This is a genomic window from Streptomyces sp. NPDC127177, from assembly GCF_042672475.1.
Classification (GTDB): domain Bacteria; phylum Actinomycetota; class Actinomycetes; order Streptomycetales; family Streptomycetaceae; genus Streptomyces.
On sequence record NZ_JBHXUW010000097.1, the window covers coordinates 1 to 17,919 of the forward strand.

A 17,919-nucleotide genomic window follows, 5' to 3' on the forward strand; every position below is an offset into this window, starting at 1 on the left:
GCGGGGGGGGCTCCTCTACCGGTCCCCGCGGGGGGGGGGCGGGCCCCCCCCGCCCCCTCGCCCCGGGGGGGGGGGACCCCCCCCCCCCACCCCCCCCCACCGCCCCTTTCACATCTCCGGAGAGCCCGCTGAACGCCGTCACCGCCGAGATCGTCTCCGTCGCTCTCCTCCTGGGGGTGCTGGCGTTCGCCGTGGTACGCCCCCGGGGCCTGCCGGAGGCGACCGTCGCCGTGCCCGCCGCCGTGCTGGCCGTCGCGGTCGGCGCCGTCTCCTGGCCCGAGGCCAGGTCCCAGGTGGACAGCCTGCTGCCGGTCGTTGGCTTCCTCGCCGCGATCCTGGTGCTGGCACAGCTCTGCGCCGACGAAGGGCTCTTCACGGCCGCCGGTGATCTGGTGGCCCGCCTCTGCGGTGGGCGGACCGGTCCGTTGCTGGGGGGCGTCTTCGTCGTCGCGTCCGTGATCACGGCGGTGCTCAGTCTGGACGCCACGGTGGTCCTGCTGACGCCCGTCGTCCTCGCGACCGCGGCGCGCGTCGGGGCCCGTCCCACCCCGTACGTGTACGCCTGCGCGCACCTGGCCAACTCCGCCTCGCTGCTGCTGCCCGTCTCCAACCTCACCAACCTGCTGGCGTTCACGGCCAGCGGACTCTCCTTCACCCGCTTCGCCGCGCTGATGACGCTGCCGTGGCTGGCGGCGATCGCCGTCGAGTACCTGGTCTTCCGGCGGTTCTTCGCGGCCGACCTGGCGGCGGGGGCGTACGCGCCGGAGCCGGACGAGGATCGGCCGGGCTTCCCCGTCTTCACCCTGGTCGTCCTGGTGCTGACCCTGTGCGGATTCGTCGTGACCTCGTTCGCCGGCGCGGAGCCGCTGTGGGCGGCGCTGGTGGGCGCCGCCGTGCTGGCCGTCCGGGCGCTCGTGAAACGGGAGACCACGGTGAAGGGGCTGGTGCACTCCGCCAACGTCCCGTTCTGTCTGTTCGTGCTGGCGCTCGGCGTCGTCGTCAAGGCGGTCGTCGACCACGGCCTGGGCACCGGCATCGGCCGGCTGCTGCCGGGCGGTTCCTCGCTGCCGGCGCTGCTGGCGGTGGCCGTGGTGGCGGCCGTGCTCGCCAACCTGATCAACAACCTGCCGGCGATCCTCGCCCTGCTCCCGGTCGTCGCGGCGGCCGGCCCGGGCCCGCTGCTGGCCGCACTGATCGGGGTCAACCTCGGGCCGAACCTCACCTACGTCGGCTCGCTCGCCACCCTGCTGTGGCGCCGCATCCTGCACAAGCACGACGCGGCGCCACAGCTCGGCCACTTCACCAGACTCGGGCTGCTGACCGTACCGGCGACGCTGGCCGTGTCGACGGTCGCGCTCTGGGGGGCGCTGCGGGTGATCGGGGTGTGACGGCGGGCCCGCCGCGGCACCGCCGTACGGCCGATGCGATGTCGCTCATAGGTGGATCCGATACGGATCCGACCCCTGTGAGTAAGGCCACGAATCGGACAAAGGATCAAAGTTGGCTGTCAGAGTGACGGTTCTCCAGGTCATGCGTTCTCTCGCGGACGGTTCTGCCGAGCCGCCGGAGAGACCACGAACCCGCAGGGAGTACGTCCCTTGGCTGCCATCGCCCGCTGGTGCATCGCGCACCGTCTCGTCGCCGTCCTCATCTGGCTGCTCGCCCTCGGCGGCACGGCCGCGGCCGCGGGGTTCGCGGGGAGCGCCTACACCAACGACTACGAGGCGCCGGGCACCGAGTCCGGCCGGGCCACCGCGCTGCTGAAGAGCGGCTTCGAGGATCTCGGCGGTGACACGGACACGATCGTCTGGCACACCGACGACTCCACCGTGCGGGCGGCCGACGTCGAACAGAAGATGACCCGGACCCTGCACGCGGTGGAACTGCTGCCGGGCGTCGCCACCGTCAGCGGGCCCTACACCGAGGCGGCCGCCGGACAGATCAGCGCGGACGCGCACACCGCCTACGCCACGGTCACCTTCGACCGGCAGGCCGACGACGTACCGGCCGAACAGGCCGCGGCGGTCGTCCGCACCGCGCGGGCCGCCTCCGGCGAACACCTCCGGGTCGAGCTCGGCGGTTCGGCCGTCGCCCTCACCGAGGCGCCCGGCGCGCACCTCAGCGAGGCCATCGGCGTCGTCGTCGCGGCCGTCGTGCTCTTCCTCGCCTTCGGCTCCCTCGCCGCCAGCACGCTGCCCATCGCCACCGCCCTCGTCTCCGTCGGAACGGCGTACGCGGGCATCGTGCTGCTCGGGCACGTGATGACCGTCGCCGACTTCGCCCCCATGCTCGGCATGCTCGTCGGGCTCGGGGTCGGCATCGACTACGCGCTCTTCATCGTCACCCGGCACCGCAGAGGGCTGCGGCGCGGCATGACCGTCCCCGAGGCGGCGCAGCACGCGGTCGCCACGACCGGGCGGGCCGTCGTCTTCGCCGGGGCCACCGTCTGCGTCGCTCTGCTGGGCATGCTGATCCTTCGGCTGAGCTTCCTCAACGGCGTCGCGGTAGCCGCCTCGCTCACCGTCCTGCTGACCGTGGCGGCCTCCGTGACCCTGCTGCCGGCCCTGCTGTCCCTCATCGGCACGCGGGCGTTGAGCAGGCGCGAGCGCGGACGTCTCGCCGCGCACGGACCGCAGCCGGAACCGCCCACCGGTTTCGCCGCCCGCTGGTCCGCCTTCGTCGAACGGCGCCCCAGGCTGCTCGGAGGGATCGCGGCCGTGGTGATGCTGGTCCTCGCCGTGCCCACCTTCTCGCTCCACCTGGGCAGCTCCGACCAGGGGAACAACGCGAAGTCCTCGACCACCCGGCAGGCGTACGACCTGCTGGCGGCCGGGTTCGGCCCCGGCGTCAACGGACCGCTCACCATCGCCGCACAGCTCGACGGCGCCGACGACCGGCTCGCGATGGACGCGCTCCCCGCGACGCTGCGCGCCACCGACGGAGTCTCCTGGGCCTACCCGGTCACGTACAACTCCAGCGGTGACACCGCGTTCGTCACCGTCGTCCCGGACTCGGCGCCGCAGTCCCGGCAGACCAGCGCACTCGTCGACCGGCTGCGCACGGACGTGCTGCCCGAGGCCGCCGACAACACCTCGCTCACGACCCATGTGGGCGGCGTGACGGCCAGCTACGACGACTTCGCGCAGATCATCATCGGCAAACTCCCGCTCTTCGTCGGTGTCGTCATAGGGCTCGGCTGTCTGCTCCTGCTGATGGCCTTCCGTTCGGTCGGCATCCCGCTCAAGGCGGCCGCGATGAACGTGGCGGCGGTCGCCTCCTCGTTCGGCGTGGTCGTCGCGGTCTTCCAGTGGGGCTGGGGGAGCGAGCTGCTGGGCCTGGGCAGCGCCGGTCCCATCGAACCCTTCCTGCCGGTGATCATGGTGTCCGTGCTCTTCGGCCTCTCCATGGACTACCAGGTGTTCCTGGTCGGCCGGATGTACGAGGAGTGGCTGGAGACCGGCGACAACCGGCGGGCGGTGCGGGTCGGCCTCGCCGAGACCAGCCGGGTGATCAACTCGGCCGCCGTGATCATGATCTCGGTCTTCCTCGCCTTCGTGCTCAGCGGCGACCGGGTCATCGCGATGTTCGGCATCGCGCTCGCCGCGGCCGTCGCCCTGGACGCCTTCGTCCTGCGTACGCTGCTGGTTCCCGCCCTGATGCACCTGCTGGGCGGGGCGAACTGGTGGCTGCCCGGCTGGCTGGACCGCCGGCTGCCGCGCCTCAGCATCGAACCCCCCGGCTGCCGGGCACCGCACGCGAGGATCCCGGGGGCGGGCACGGACCGGGATTACGAGACCGTACCGGCCGCGCAGCGCGTCCACTGAGCGGCTCGGAGCCGGGCGTTAAGAAGGTTCTCATCCGGGGCACCTAGCGTGCGGAAGATGAACTCCTCCACTTCCACTACTCCCACAGCTCCCGTCGCCGAGGGCGACGGCGAGGACAGCACGGCGAAGGCCGTCACCGACACCGCCGGGACGAAGGACGCGGCGGAGCGCGACGACAGTAAGGGCCGGGACGCGGCCACGCCCGCGGAGGGCACCGAGCCGGCCGCCGACGCGGACCTGGACCCCGCGGAGCAGGACTTCGGCCCCGACCTCGACGACGAGTCCGACAAGGCCTCCGCCGGCCTCGGCACCGCCGCCGCGGCCGTGGTCTCCGCCGGCCTCGGCATCGTCGGGCTCACCGGCGCCTGGAGCGGCCGGGTAGCCGCCGAGCGCGAGACGCTCATCGGCCAGATCAAGACGTCCTCGGGTGGCTCGGCCTCCCAGCAGATCTCCGAGATCTACGGCGACGCCTGGCACGCCACCGCGCTGGTCAACGGTCTCTTCGGGCTGGTCGCGCTGCTGGTCGGCGTCTACGTCCTGGTCCGGCCCGCGTTCGGCGCCCCCTCGGCGCACCCGCAGGCAGGCTGGGTCCGCGCGGTCGCCAAGGGCGGGATCGCGCTCGGTGTGCTCGGCGTGCTGCTCTCCCTGGCCATGTACTTCGACCTCATCGTCGCCCTGCCCACCGCGGCGGCGCCTGCGGGAAGCTGACCCGGGACGTACCTCTCCCGCCTTAGGGCGCGCCCCGGCGTGACCTAAGGCATCCGCGGATACGCGCACGGTCCTTGTGCGGTGGCGTACGCACGCGCCTAAGGCACCGGCCCGTCCAAGATGCGGAACTCGCCCGATGCGGCGGCACCCCCTGGGGGACGAAGGTGGTGGCACGGCAGACGAACTGCCGCCACCGGGGCCGAAAGGCCCCCGTCACCAGGGGGAATCGCATGTACGGGCTGGAAATCCACAAGATCATGCAGGACGAGCTGATCCGCCGCGCCGACAACGAGCGGCTCATCCGTGAGGCACGTCGCGCCCGTCGCGCGGCCCGCGGTACGGGAGGCAAGGAGCGCGAGAGGACGGTGAGCGCGGACCGGGAACACTTCGCGCACGCCGCATAAGGCCGAAGGGCCGTGCCAGTCCGGCTTCCGGGGCCCGCGCTGTCGGACCCGTGTGCGATGCTCGGCGACGTGGAGACCAGGTCAGTCAGTCCCGTGTTCGTCGGCCGTGCAGGTGAACTCACCTCGCTCACCGATGCGCTCGCCCGCGCCACCGAGAAGGCCGCCGGCCCGGCCGGCGGCTTCTGCGGGGAGCCGCAGGCGATGCTCATCGGTGGCGAGGCGGGTGTCGGCAAGACCCGGCTGGTCGAGGAGTTCCTCGCGGTGGCCACCCGCCGCGAGGCCGTCGTCGCGGTCGGCGGCTGTGTGGAGATAGGCGCCGACGGCCTGCCGTACGCGCCCTTCTCCACCGCCCTGCGCTCCCTGCGCCGCGCCCTGCCCGACGAGATGGCGGCCGCCTGCGCGGGACAGGAGGGCGAACTGGCCCGGCTGCTTCCCGAACTCGGTGCGCCGACCAGGGACTCGGCCGACGAGAACGGCACCGCCCGGCTCTTCGAGCTCACCGTCAGGCTGCTGGAGCGCATCTCGGCGGAGCGCGCGGTCGTGCTCGTCCTGGAGGACCTGCACTGGGCCGACGCCTCGACCCGGCACCTCCTGGCCTACCTCTTCCGTACGCTGCGCCGCGGCCGCCTCGTCGTGGTCTGCACCTACCGCGCCGACGACATCCACCGCCGGCACCCGCTGCGCCCGCTCCTGGCCGAGCTGGACCGGGTCAGGACCGTCCGCCGTATCGAGCTGGCCCGCTTCAACCGGGCCGAGGTCCGCCGCCAGCTCGCCGGAATCCTGGCGGACACCCCCGAACCGGGCCTGGTGGACGAGATATTCGAGCGCTCCGACGGCAACGCCTTCTTCGTCGAGGAACTCGCCTGCAGCCTGGAGTGCGGCGACGGCGAAGGAGTCCCCGACTCGCTGCGCGACCTCCTCCTCGTCCGGGTCGAAGCGCTCACCGACGACGCCCAGCGGGTCGCCCGGATCGTCGCCGAAGGCGGCTCTGCCGTCGAGTACGACCTGCTCGCCGCGGTCGCCGGCCTCGCCGAGGACGACCTCATCGAAGCCCTGCGGGGAGCGGTCGGCGCCAACCTGCTGCTCACCACTCCGGAGGGCAACGGCTACCGCTTCCGGCACTCCCTGGTCCGCGAGGCCGTCAGCGACGACCTGCTGCCGGGCGAACGCTCCCGGCTCAACCGCCGCTACGCCCAGGCCCTGGAAGCCGACCCCACCCTCGTCCGCGACGGGGAACGCGCCACCCGCCTGGCCAGCTACTGGTACGGCGCACACGATGCCGCCAAGGCCCTGCCCGCCGTGCTGAAGGCCTCGGTCGAAGCACGCCACCGCAACGCCTTCGCCGAGCAACTGCGCCTGCTGGAACGCGCGATGGAACTCTGGGACGACGCCCCCGAGGCGGTACGCAGCACACTGCGCCCCATCGACTACGCCGAGGTCTATCCGGCGTGCGGCCGCGACAACGCCACCCCGCTGAGCTACCTCGACCTGATGGCCGAGGCCACCGTCGCCGCCCGCTTCGGCAGCGAACGGGAACGGGCCCTCACCATCTGCAAGAAGGCGCTGCGCATCCTCGACGGCGGGGACGACGCCCTGCGTGCCGCCTGGTTCTGGGTCCAGCGCTCACGTCTGGTCCAGGACCTCACCCGGGGCGACGGCTGGGAGGAGCTGGCCACCGCCGAGGACCTGGTCCGCGGACTGCCTCCGTCGGCCGTCCACGCGGAGGTCCTGACGAGCGTGGCGGGCTGGGGAGCCCTGCACCAGCCCGGACCCGAGACCCTCGCCGCCGCCGACCGGGCCGTGGAGTACGCCCGGCTCGTCGGCGACGAGTACATCGAGCTGCACGCGCGCCTCACCCGGGGCTGGCTGACCGCCGACGCCGGAGACGTCGACGAGGGCCTCGCCGAGATGTACGCCGTCCGCGACCGCGTCGACGAACTCTGCCTCGTCGGCATCATGGGCCGCGCCAGCATCAACCTCCCCTCCACCCTCGAAGCGATGGGCCGCTCCCTGGAGGCCGTGGCCGCAGCCGACCACGGGATCGAGATCTGCCACAGCCACGGCATCGCCGACACCGAGGCGTGGGTCCGCACCAACCAGGCGATGTCCCTGTACTCACTCGGCCACTGGGACGAGGCCCTGGCCACCACCGAGGCCGCGGCCCGTACGGCCATGTCCCGCAAATCCCAGGGACTGGTGGCCGCCCGCCGCACGGAAGTGGCGCTGGCCCGCGGCGACTTCAGCGAGGCCGAACGGCAACTCGCTCTGAACAGGCGCAGCTTCGGCTCCCGCGACCCACAGCCCCAGCACGTCATCAACGCCGTGCGCCACACGGTCACCCTCGCCGTGCTGCAGGGCCGCCTCGCCGAGGCGCGGGCCGCCTTCGAGGCCCAGGCGGAGGTGGGCTTCCCGACCGGCACGCAGCGCTACGCCCTGCCCCTGCTGCATGTCATGGCATCGGCCGAGGCCGATGCCCGGGGGCTGCCCGCCACCGAACCGGGCCGCCCGGCGAACCTCGCCCTGATCCGCAGCCATCTCAAGCGGCTGCCGATGCTCGTCCCCGTGTGGGCCGCCCACGGTCTGCTCATCGATGCCGAACTGGCCCGGGCCGAAGGCACCGACACCCCCGAACACTGGTCCCGCGCCGCCCAGGCCTTCACTCCGCTCAACCGCCCGTACGAGCTGGCCCAGATCCGCCACCGCTGGGCGGAGGCCCTGCTCGTGGCCTCCGGCGACCGGCCCACGGCCACCGCCCTGCTGCGCGAGGCACATGGCACCGCCCTGCGCCTCGGCGCACGCCCGCTCACCGAGACCATCGAGCTGCTGGCCGGCCGCGCCCGCATCGGCCTCACCGATCCCGCCGCACCCCACGGCGCCGGCTCGGGCGCGGGAGCCGGCTCCGGTGACGAGATCCCGGTGGCCGTCACCGTCCCGGACGGCGTCACCGACGAGCAGACCGGCCGGGACCGCGCCGAGGAGCAGAGCCGGGCCGCGGCCGCCGCAGCCGTGGAGTCCTTCGGGCTGACCCGGCGCGAGCAGGACGTGCACCGGCTCGTCGCCGCCGGCCACACCAACCGCCGGATAGCCGAGGAGCTCTACATCTCGCCCAAGACGGCGAGTGTGCACGTCTCCAACATCCTGGCCAAGCTCGGTGTGGCCAGCCGGGGCGAGGCTGCCGCGCTCGCCCACCGACTACGCCTCTACCGCACGCCGACGGGGTCCTAGCGCGCGCTCCCGGCCGCGGTGTCCCCGTGGGCGGAGCCGTCGGGAGCCGGGGCCTGCGGTGCCGGGTCCTGGGCCGCCCGGTCCTCGTCCCCGGAGTCCTGGGGCCCCGGGTGCCCGGGGTTTGCGTCCCCGGCGTCCGGCCGGCGGACCACCACCTTGCCCGAGGTGAGGTCTATCGGGCCGCGCGCCGGGTCGCCGACGCCGAGATCCACCCGGGTCAGCTCCAGCCGGCGCTGTTCCTCGGCGGCGTGCTTGCGGCCGGGTGCGAAGAGTTCCTCGAAGAAGTTGAACACGGACCGCGCACCCTTCCGCCTGCTGTAGCCGCTACCGCACCTCGACCACCAGGATCTTGTCGTCTCCCGGCTTCGGGGTGCCACGCGTATCCGTCTCGCTCGTGACGAGATAGAGCTTGTTGCCACCCGCCGCCAGCACCGTGCGCAGACGGCCGTACTTCCCCTTCAGGAACGACTGCGGGGCCGCCAGAGGTTCCTTGTCGTCGTCACCCGACAGCGGAATCCGCCAGAGCCGCTCACCCCGCAGACCGGCCATCCAGATCGAGCCCTTGGCGTAGGCGATACCGCTCGGAGACGCCTCGGACGTCTTCCACTGTGCCACGGGGTCGAGGAAACCCTTCTCGCCCGCCTTGCCCTCGGCCTCCGGCCAGCCGTAATTCCCGCCCGGCACGATCCGGTTCAGCTCGTCCCAGGTGTCCTGGCCGAATTCGGATGCCCACAGCTGCTTGCGGCTGTCCCAGGCCAGCCCCTGCACATTGCGGTGACCGCTCGAATAGACCACGGAGTCGGCCTGTGGATTGCCGTGCAGCGGCTCGCCGTCCGGCGTCATCCGCAGGATCTTGCCCGCCGGCGACTTCTTGTCCTGCGCGAAGCCGTGATCCCCGGTCTCGCCCGTCCCCGCGTACAGCATGTGGTCCGGGCCGAAGGCGATCCGTCCGCCGTTGTGGATGGAGCCCTTCGGGATGCCCCGCAGAATGGTGTCCGGGGCGCCCAGCTGCTGGCCGGGGGTCTTGCCCTGCTCGTCGTAGAGCATGCGGGCGATGCGGTTGTCCGACGCGGTGGTGAAGTACGCGTACACCAGATGGTCCTTGCCGAAGGTGGGGGAGACCGCGATACCCAGCAGCCCGCCCTCCCCGGCCGGAGCCACTCCGGGCACGGTGCCCAGCAGCGTCTTCTTCCCGCTCTTCGCGTCGACCCTGGTGATCGTCCCCCTGTCGCGCGAGGACACCAGCAGATCGCCGTCGGGCAGGGCTGCGAGCCCCCACGGCGAGTCCAGCCCCTCGGTGAGCGTCGACACCACCTTCGCCGAACCCTTCGCCGGCGGCAGATCGGCCGGGGGACGCGAGGCGGACGGCGATGCCGCGGCGCTCGATCCGGCCGTCGGGGAACCGCCCGGTGAACTCGCGCCCTGCCCCGCCGTGCTCCCTGCCCCGCCATCCGACGAGCACCCGGCGGCGAGCATCAGGGCACCGCCCGCCAGCAGCGCCACCACACCCCGCCGCATTCCCGCGCCCGAACGCCGCCGCCCGACGCGACCGCTCCCATGACGCGCCATGTCACGCCCCACCGGGTCCTGCTCAGATCCGATCACCGCACCGATCCCTTCGACGGCCGCCTGTCCACCGTTCATACACCGCGGCCGGCTCCGGGTTCCCGATGACAGCCGGTTTTCCCGCCGTCAGTGGTCAACACCCGGTAACCGGCCGGCACCGTTCTGTCGCGCCCGGGCGCCCGCACGCCCGCGCTCAGTCCCACGACTCGCGCGCCGGCGGCAGCCGGTCGATCTCCGCAAGGTCCTGCGCCGTCAGCGTCAGCCCGGCCGCCGCCGCGTTCTCCACCGCCCACCGCTCCTGCTTGGTCCCCGGCACCGGGACCACCTGCGGACCCTGGCGCAGCGCCCAGGCGAGCGCGACCTGCGCGGGCGTCGCCCCGTGCCGCTCGGCCACCCGCCGCAGACCCACCACCACCGGCTGGTTCGCAGCCATCATCTCCCCGGTGAACCGGGGATGCCTGGCCCGCAGATCGTCCGGTTCGAAGCCCTGGCCGGGAGTGAGCGTGCCCGTCAGGTAGCCGTTGCCCAGCGGCATCGCGGCCAGGAACCCCACACCCCGCGCGGCACACCACGGCAGCAGCGATTCCAGCGCCTGCGGAGACCACACGGAGAGCTCGGCCTGCACCGCGCTCACCGGGAAGACCTGCTGCACCCGTTCCAGCTGCCCGATCGTTCCGTCATGGGTCCGCGCACCGGGCCTGCGCGAGGCCCGCGCCCCGACCGCACACAGCCCGAGCGCCCGCACCTTCCCCGCGGCCACCAGCTCCGCCATGGCGCCCCAGGTCTCCTCGACGGGCACCTCGGGGTCGGCCCGGTGCAGTTGGTACAGATCGATCACATCGGTCTGCAGCCGCCGCAGCGAGGAGTCGCAGGCCCGCCGTACGTAGCCGGGCCTGCCGTTGGCCACGATGTGCTGATCGCCCACCAGCAGACCGCACTTGGTGGAGACGAACGCCTCAGCGCGGCGCCCCTTCAGCGCCCGGCCCACCAGCAGTTCATTGGTGAACGGGCCGTACATGTCGGCGGTGTCGAGCAACTGGACCCCGGCGTCGAGCGCCGCGTGCACAGCGCGCAGGGCCTGATCGCCGCGCTGCTGCGAGGCGCCGTACGCCCAGCTCATGGGCATGCAGCCCAGACCGACCGCGCCCACGGCGAGCGCCGCCGCACCGAGACTCCTGCGCTCCAACTCCCCGAACCCTCCCTCGTCCCCGCCGGCACGGGACACCTGCGCACCCACAAACTAACCTCTGCTCCCCGCCTGCCTTCGCATAGCCTCCTGACCATGACTTCCACCACGAATCCCGCCACCGCCCCCGACGTCTGGCTGCCCATTCCGGCCGACGAGATCGAAGGACTCCCCGAGGGTCTCAACTACCGTTTCTGGGACGGTGAGCGGGACTACCCCGCGGATCCCGCGGACTGTGCCTTCTACGTCGTTCCGTACATGAAGGGTCCGGAGGTCGCGGTGCGGCCGCTCGACGGGATGACCTCGGTACGGGTCGTGCAGACGCTCTCCGCGGGCATCGACCACGTCGAGCCGGGACTCGGCCGGCTGCCCGCCGGTGTGCGTCTGTGCAACGCCAAGGGGGTCCACGAGGCGTCCACCGCGGAGCTGACCCTCGCGCTGATCCTCGCCTCGCTGCGCGGCTTCCCAGGGTTCGTGCACGGCCAGGACAAGGAGGAGTGGCGGTCCGGCTTCTACCCGGCGCTCGCCGACAAGTCCGTGCTGATCGTGGGGTACGGATCGATCGGATCAGCCATCGAGGACCGGCTCGCGCCCTTCGAGTGCGCGCGGGTGGCGCGCGTCGCACGCTCCGCCCGGACCACCGCACGCGGTCCCGTACATACGCTCGACGATCTGCCCGCACTGTTGCCCGAGGCCGACATCGTGATCCTTTCCACACCCCTCAACCCCTCCACGCAGGGGCTGGTCGGCGCGGACTTCCTCGCCGCGATGCCGGACGGGGCGCTGCTGGTGAACGTCGCCCGCGGTGGTGTCGTCGACACCAAGGCCCTGCTGTCCGAACTCGAGTCCGGCCGGCTGCGTGCCGCACTCGACGTCACCGACCCGGAACCGCTGCCTTCCGGCCATTCCCTCTGGCATGCTCCGAACGTCCTGATCACTCCGCATGTGGGCGGCAGCACCTCGGCGTTCAGGCCCCGCGCCAAGCGTCTGATCGCCGGACAGCTAAGCCGTTTCGCCGCGGGGGAGCCGGTCCGCAACGTCGTGCGCACCACCGGCTGAACACGCTGCGATCACCTTTCGCGGCGCTCCGTGCCGACAACTCCCCAGGTCGTCACGGAGAGTAGAGGAACTATGTCCCTGTGTGACGAGTCTGGTGTATCGTCCCGAAAGGGAGGCTGCGCCGTGGAAGGGACGGCGCCGGGGAGGAAGCCACACGCGAGGGGGCGACGGGCGATGTACGGCCGATGGGCGAACGATCCGACACGGCGGGACGGCCGAAAGCGGTCGGCGATGCGTCCGGTGCGCCGGCGCCGCAGCCGTCCGGCGACCTCGGGGGCACCCCGGTGAGCGCGCCCGCGAGTACCCGCGCGGCGCTCCTGGCCCGGCGGCCCGCCATAGGCAGGGCGCCCGCACTGCTCCCGCAGCTCCTGCTCGGCCTCGCCTGCGCCGCGTATGCGGTGGGTGCGGTCGTCGGCTGGGGTTCGGTGCAACTGGCGCTCTTCATGGGGGACTTCGGCCTCAGCGGCGCGGCGCTGGCGGCCGCCGTCTCCTGCTTCCTCTTCGCCCGCGCCGCGGACAACCGGTTCCGGCCCGCCTGGCTGCTGTTCTCGCTCTCCTCGCTGATGGCCTCCGGGGGCAACGCGGTCTGGGGCTGGTACGAGTTCGTCCGCGGGGTCCCGGTGCCCAGCCCCTCCCTCGCGGACCTCTTCTACCTCTGCTTCGCGCCACCCGCCATCGTCGGGCTGCTCGTCCTCGCCAAGCGCCCCGTCACCCGGGCCGGCTGGGTCTGCCTGGCCCTCGACTCCTGGCTGATCGGCGGATCGCTCCTCACGCTCTCCTGGAGCCTCGCCCTCGCCCACACGGCACATCTGGCGGACGTCGAGGGCGCCAGCGTGGCCCGGGCGGCGCTCTCGCTCGCCTACCCGCTGCTCGACATCGTGCTGGTCTCCATGGTGCTCGCGCTGCACTTCCGGCGTTCCAGCGTCAACCGCGCCGCGGTGAACACCGCCATCGCCGCACTCGCCATGACCGTCCTGTGCGACGCCCTGTTCACCTCGCCGCTGCTGCGCCAGACGTACCATTCCGGCCAGTTGCTCGACGCGGGCTGGTTCGCCGGTTCGCTGCTGCTGGCCTACGCCCCCTGGGGTGCCGGCCGCGAGGAGGACAACGCTGTCGAGCAGCAGGACCTGCCGCGCACCACGAGTCGCCCCATCGCCGGTTCGCTGGCCGCGCTGACGCCGTACCTGGCCGCCGCCGTCTGCACCCTGGGCATCCTCTACAACGTCATCGAGGGCCGCCGGGTGGACCGCGTCGTGGTCTTCACCGGATGCACCGTGGTGCTCGCGCTGGTCGTCCGGCAGGGCATCATGCTCGTCGACAACATCGCCCTCACCCAGGAACTGGCCCAGAAGGAGAACCACTTCCGCTCCCTGGTGCAGGGCTCCAGCGACGTCATCATGATCGCCGCCCCGACCGGCATACTCCGCTACGTCAGCCCCGCCGCCTCCGGTGTCTACGGGCGCGAGGCGGACGATCTCGTCGGTGCCGAGCTCGCCTCGATCATCCACCCCGACGATCTGGGCCGGGTGGTGCACGAGGTGCGCCGATTCCTGGCGGCCCCGCCGGGCGAGGAACCCACCACCCGGATCGAGTGCCGCTTCAGGTCGGGCAGCGGCGAGTGGCTGAACGTCGAGTCCACCGTCAACCGCCACCAGGGCGGGCTGATCCTCAACAGCCGCGACGTCACCGAACGGGTCCGGCTCCAGGCACAGTTGCAGCACAACGCGGAACACGACCCGCTCACCGACCTGCCCAACCGGGCACTCTTCACCGACCGGGTCCGCCAGACCCTCGGCGGCCGCCGCTCCGGTGACGCCGGCACCGCCGTGCTCTTCATCGACCTGGACGGCTTCAAGGCGGCCAACGACCGGCTCGGCCACCAGGCGGGCGACGAACTCCTCATCCAGGCCGCACGCCGCCTCCAGGACTCCGTGCGGTCGGGGGACACGGCGGCCAGGCTCGGCGGTGACGAGTTCGCCGCCCTCATCGTCGGCGACGGCAGCCGCGAGCAGACCGCCCGCGAGTACCAGGTCCACGAGATCGCCGACCGGCTGCGCCTCACGCTCTCCCAGCCCTACCGCATCGGCGCCGGTGAGGTCCGGGTCACCGCCTCCATCGGGGTCGCCTTCGCCGAGCCCGCCATCACCCCCAACGACCTCATGCGCAACGCGGACCTCGCCATGTACCGGGCCAAGGCGGGCGGCAAGGACCGCGTCGAGCTGTACGCCCCGCAGATGCAGGCCGAGGTGGTGCGCCGCTCCGAGCTGGCGGCCCGGCTGCGCACGGCCCTGCACGACGGCGAGTTCGCCCTCCTGCACCAGCCCGTGGTGCATCTGACCAGCGGCACGGTCGCCGCCGTCGCCGCGCAGGCCCGCTGGCGCTCCGCCCAGGGAGTCCTGTTCACCCCGGCCGAGTTCCTCCGCGTCGCCGAGGACAGCGACCGCACCGCCGAACTCGGCCGCTGGCTACTCGAAGAGGCGGTGGAGCAGGCCGCCGACCGGGCCAGGGCCGGGCACCAGGTCTCCGTCGCCGTCCGGCTCTCCGCCCGCAGGCTGCTCGACAAGGGGATGCCGTTCGGCTCCGTCGAGGCCCTCCTCACCCGGTACGGGCTGCCGTCGGGGGCGCTGATGATCGAGGTCGCCGACAGCGATCCGAGGGTCTCCTTCGACGAGCTCGAACAGCGGCTGGTGGCTTTGCGCAGGCTCGGCGTGCGCATCGCGCTGGACGGCTTCGGCAGCGGCTACGCCGCGATCAACGCCCTGCGCCGGCTCCCCATCGACGTACTGAAACTGGACCGCGGTCTGGTCGAGGGAGTCGTCGAGTCCGCCCGGCTGCACAAGATCACCAGCGGGCTGCTGCGGATCGCCTGCGACCTCGGCATGCAGTCAGTGGCCGACGGCGTCGACGTACCGGAACAGGTACTCGCCCTGCGTGCCATGGGCTGTACGCACGGCCAGGGCATGGCGTTCTCCGGGCCGCTGGACGAGTACCGGCTCCGCCGCGCCCTGGTCCGCGGCAAGTTCCCGGTGCCCGGCAGTCCGGCCGTTCAGCCGGTCCTGGCTGGCGGCTCGATCCCGCTCCTGACCGGCTCACATTCTGAGACGCCCGTCCCACCCACTTGACACGTCGAGTGCCTCGGAGAGAGGGTCAATGCCATGCGCACCCGAATTCTCGTACTTGGAAAGCGCGTCGGCTGAAGCAGAGTTCCTCGATGACACTCTGCAGACCGCACCGGCGCGCTCCCCTCGCTTGCCTCACGGCACGAGGGGTTTTTTGTTGCACCGGACCACGCAAAACGTCGTAAAACACTCGCAAAAACCCTCAGCTTCGAGAAGAGAATGCCGATGACCGAGCAGGCCACCGGGGCCCACCATCCCCAGCCGCGGGCCCGTACCGGCGGATCGTCCTCCGCCGCCGTTGAGCACCTCACGGGCGCGCAGTCCCTCATCCGTTCTCTCGAGGAAGTCGGGGCCGACACGGTATTCGGCATCCCCGGTGGCTGCATCCTTCCGGCGTACGACCCGATGATGGACTCCACCCGGGTCCGTCACGTCCTCGTCCGTCACGAGCAGGGTGCAGGCCACGCGGCCACCGGCTACGCACAGGCCACCGGCAAGGTCGGCGTCTGCATGGCGACGAGCGGCCCGGGCGCCACCAACCTCGTCACCCCGATCGGTGACGCGCACATGGACTCCGTGCCGCTGGTCGCGATCACCGGCCAGGTGGCCTCGAAGGCCATCGGTACCGACGCCTTCCAGGAAGCCGACATCTGCGGCATCACCATGCCGATCACCAAGCACAACTTCCTGGTGACCCGCGCCGAGGACATCGCGCACACGGTCGCGGAGGCCTTCCACATCGCCTCCACCGGCCGCCCCGGGCCGGTGCTGATCGACATCGCCAAGGACGCCCTCCAGTCGCAGACGGCGTTCTCCTGGCCGCCGCAGATGGACCTGCCCGGATACCGTCCGGTCACCAAGCCGCACGCCAAGCAGATCCGTGAGGCCGCCAAGCTCATCACCCAGGCCAAGCGCCCGGTGCTGTACGTGGGCGGCGGTGTCATGAAGGCCGGCGCCACCGCCGAACTGAAGGTGCTCGCCGAGCTCACCGGAGCGCCGGTCACCACCACCCTGATGGCGCTCGGTTCGTTCCCCGACAGCCACCCGCTGCACGTGGGAATGCCCGGCATGCACGGTGCGGTCACCGCCGTCACCGCGCTGCAGAAGGCCGACCTGATCGTCGCGCTCGGCGCCCGCTTCGACGACCGGGTCACCGGCAAGCTGGACAGCTTCGCCCCGTACGCCAAGATCGTGCACGCAGACATCGACCCGGCGGAGATCGGCAAGAACCGCGCCGCGGACGTGCCGATCGTCGGGGACGCCCGCGAGGTCATCGCCGACCTCGTGCAGGCCGTCCAGGCGGAGCACACCGAGGGCCACACCGGCGACTACACCGCCTGGTGGAAGGACCTCAACCGCTGGCGCGACACCTACCCGGTCGGCTACGACCTGCCGGAGGACGGCAGCCTCTCGCCGCAGCAGGTCATCGAGCGGATCGGCCAACTCGCCCCCGAGGGAACGATCTTCGCGGCGGGCGTCGGCCAGCACCAGATGTGGGCCTCGCACTTCATCCAGTACGAGCGGCCCGCCACCTGGCTGAACTCGGGCGGTGCCGGGACGATGGGGTACGCGGTGCCGGCCGCGATGGGAGCCAAGGCCGGTATGCCGGACCGTGCGGTCTGGGCGATCGACGGTGACGGCTGCTTCCAGATGACCAATCAGGAGCTCACCACCTGCGCGCTCAACAACATCCCGATCAAGGTCGCGATCATCAACAACGGCGCGCTCGGGATGGTCCGCCAGTGGCAGACCCTCTTCTACAACCAGCGGTACTCCAACACCGTGCTGCACTCCGGCGCCGACACCGACGGCAACGCGGCGAAGGGCACCCGGGTGCCCGACTTCGTCAAGCTGTCCGAGGCCATGGGCTGCTACGCGATCCGCTGCGAGGACCCGGCCGACCTGGACAAGGTCATCGCCGAGGCCAACGCGATCAACGACCGCCCGGTCGTCGTCGACTTCATCGTCCACGAGGACGCCATGGTGTGGCCGATGGTCGCCGCCGGCACCTCCAACGACGAGGTCATGGCAGCCCGCGGTGTCCGTCCCGACTTCGGCGACAACGAAGACGACTGAGAGACAGAGAGACGACCCCCATGTCCACCAAGCACACACTCTCCGTCCTGGTCGAGAACAAGCCCGGTGTCCTCGCCCGGATCACCGCCCTGTTCTCCCGCCGCGGCTTCAACATCGACTCGCTCGCGGTCGGTACCACCGAACATCCCGACATCTCCCGCATCACCATTGTGGTCAATGTCGAGGGCCTGCCCCTGGAGCAGGTGACCAAGCAGCTCAACAAGCTGGTCAACGTCCTGAAGATCGTCGAACTCGAGCCCGCCGCTGCGATCCAGCGTGAGCTCGTCCTGGTGAAGGTCCGCGCCGACAGCGAGACCCGTTCCCAGATCGTCGAGATCGTCCAGCTGTTCCGCGCCAAGACCGTGGACGTCTCCCCGGAGGCCGTCACGATCGAGGCCACCGGCGGCGCCGACAAGCTGGAGGCGATGCTCAAGATGCTGGAGCAGTACGGCATCAAGGAGCTGGTCCAGTCCGGCACCATCGCCATAGGACGTGGCGCGCGCTCGATCACCGACCGGTCCCTGCGCGCCCTCGACCGCACGGCGTAATCATTGCGGGTCCGCCGCGCCGCTCGTATGGCGAGACCCGAAAACGTATCTGACGCACCCCGCCGTACGGTGGGACGCAACACCTGCACACCAAGGAGAAGACCCAGTGGCCGAGCTGTTCTACGACGACGATGCCGACCTGTCCATCATCCAGGGCCGCAAGGTCGCGGTCCTTGGTTACGGCAGCCAGGGCCACGCCCACGC

At 71.6% G+C, this 17,919-nt stretch carries 13 protein-coding genes; 10 read left to right on the plus strand and 3 right to left on the minus strand.

Annotated features, from left to right (window positions below; all coding sequences use genetic code 11):
* Positions 1-128 precede the first annotated feature (128 nt).
* From ACFVJX_RS34720 to ACFVJX_RS34740, 5 genes are all read left to right on the plus strand, one after another.
* Entirely contained in the window at positions 129-1,388 is a 1,260-nt protein-coding gene (locus ACFVJX_RS34720; RefSeq protein WP_384136372.1) for an SLC13 family permease, read from the plus strand.
* 210 nt (positions 1,389-1,598) lie between these two features.
* A complete protein-coding gene (locus ACFVJX_RS34725) occupies positions 1,599-3,824 on the plus strand; it encodes an MMPL family transporter (protein ID WP_384136359.1) in 2,226 nt (741 codons plus the stop codon).
* Between the two features lie 57 nt (positions 3,825-3,881).
* Complete coding sequence (locus tag ACFVJX_RS34730) at positions 3,882-4,532, plus strand: hypothetical protein (protein WP_384136361.1); 651 nt, start codon at positions 3,882-3,884, stop codon at positions 4,530-4,532.
* 230 nt (positions 4,533-4,762) lie between these two features.
* Complete coding sequence (locus ACFVJX_RS34735; RefSeq protein ID WP_384136363.1) at positions 4,763-4,936, plus strand: hypothetical protein; 174 nt, start codon at positions 4,763-4,765, stop codon at positions 4,934-4,936.
* A 57-nt stretch (positions 4,937-4,993) separates the two neighbouring features.
* Entirely contained in the window at positions 4,994-8,161 is a 3,168-nt protein-coding gene (locus ACFVJX_RS34740) for an AAA family ATPase (protein WP_384136374.1), read from the plus strand.
* Here the strand turns inward: ACFVJX_RS34740 and ACFVJX_RS34745 are convergent.
* The 3 genes from ACFVJX_RS34745 to ACFVJX_RS34755 form a co-directional block, all read right to left on the minus strand.
* On the minus strand, positions 8,158-8,454 hold the full coding sequence (locus ACFVJX_RS34745) for a DUF6191 domain-containing protein (RefSeq protein ID WP_384136365.1): 297 nt from the start codon (positions 8,452-8,454) through the stop codon (positions 8,158-8,160). The two genes, ACFVJX_RS34740 and ACFVJX_RS34745, sit on opposite strands and share 4 nt — an antisense overlap.
* 31 nt (positions 8,455-8,485) lie before the next feature.
* On the minus strand, positions 8,486-9,679 hold the full coding sequence (locus ACFVJX_RS34750) for a PQQ-dependent sugar dehydrogenase (protein ID WP_384136376.1): 1,194 nt from the start codon (positions 9,677-9,679) through the stop codon (positions 8,486-8,488).
* A gap of 241 nt (positions 9,680-9,920) precedes the next feature.
* Entirely contained in the window at positions 9,921-10,913 is a 993-nt protein-coding gene (locus ACFVJX_RS34755) for an aldo/keto reductase (protein ID WP_384136366.1), read from the minus strand.
* 96 nt (positions 10,914-11,009) lie between these two features.
* Here ACFVJX_RS34755 and ACFVJX_RS34760 point away from each other — a divergent pair, with 96 nt between their 5' ends.
* The 5 genes from ACFVJX_RS34760 to ACFVJX_RS34780 all read left to right on the plus strand — a co-directional run.
* Positions 11,010-11,972, plus strand: coding sequence for a 2-hydroxyacid dehydrogenase (locus tag ACFVJX_RS34760; protein ID WP_384136367.1), 963 nt, complete (start codon positions 11,010-11,012; stop codon positions 11,970-11,972).
* A 284-nt stretch (positions 11,973-12,256) separates the two neighbouring features.
* On the plus strand, positions 12,257-15,094 hold the full coding sequence (locus tag ACFVJX_RS34765) for a putative bifunctional diguanylate cyclase/phosphodiesterase (protein ID WP_384136378.1): 2,838 nt from the start codon (positions 12,257-12,259) through the stop codon (positions 15,092-15,094).
* Positions 15,095-15,310: 216 nt separating this feature from the next.
* Positions 15,311-17,167, plus strand: coding sequence for an acetolactate synthase large subunit (locus ACFVJX_RS34770; RefSeq protein ID WP_384136369.1), 1,857 nt, complete (start codon positions 15,311-15,313; stop codon positions 17,165-17,167).
* A gap of 20 nt (positions 17,168-17,187) precedes the next feature.
* Positions 17,188-17,715 carry an acetolactate synthase small subunit gene (gene ilvN / locus ACFVJX_RS34775; protein WP_073738667.1) on the plus strand — a complete coding sequence of 176 codons (528 nt, stop codon included), beginning with the start codon at positions 17,188-17,190 and terminating at the stop codon, positions 17,713-17,715.
* Between the two features lie 106 nt (positions 17,716-17,821).
* Positions 17,822-17,919: hypothetical protein (locus tag ACFVJX_RS34780; protein ID WP_362967588.1), on the plus strand; the 98-nt coding region annotated here is incomplete at its 3' end.

Excerpts from the sequence above, each read along its gene's own strand:
- ACFVJX_RS34730 (WP_384136361.1), top strand. The coding sequence starts at position 3,882 with ATGAACTCCTCCACTTCCACTACTCCCACAGCTCCCGTCGCCGAGGGC.
- ACFVJX_RS34735 (WP_384136363.1), top strand. The coding sequence starts at position 4,763 with ATGTACGGGCTGGAAATCCACAAGATCATGCAGGACGAGCTGATCCGC.
- ACFVJX_RS34740 (WP_384136374.1), top strand. The coding sequence starts at position 4,994 with ATGCTCGGCGACGTGGAGACCAGGTCAGTCAGTCCCGTGTTCGTCGGC.
- ACFVJX_RS34750 (WP_384136376.1), bottom strand. The coding sequence starts at position 9,679 with ATGCGGCGGGGTGTGGTGGCGCTGCTGGCGGGCGGTGCCCTGATGCTC.
- ACFVJX_RS34760 (WP_384136367.1), top strand. The coding sequence starts at position 11,010 with ATGACTTCCACCACGAATCCCGCCACCGCCCCCGACGTCTGGCTGCCC.
- ACFVJX_RS34770 (WP_384136369.1), top strand. The coding sequence starts at position 15,311 with ATGCCGATGACCGAGCAGGCCACCGGGGCCCACCATCCCCAGCCGCGG.
- ilvN (WP_073738667.1), top strand. The coding sequence starts at position 17,188 with ATGTCCACCAAGCACACACTCTCCGTCCTGGTCGAGAACAAGCCCGGT.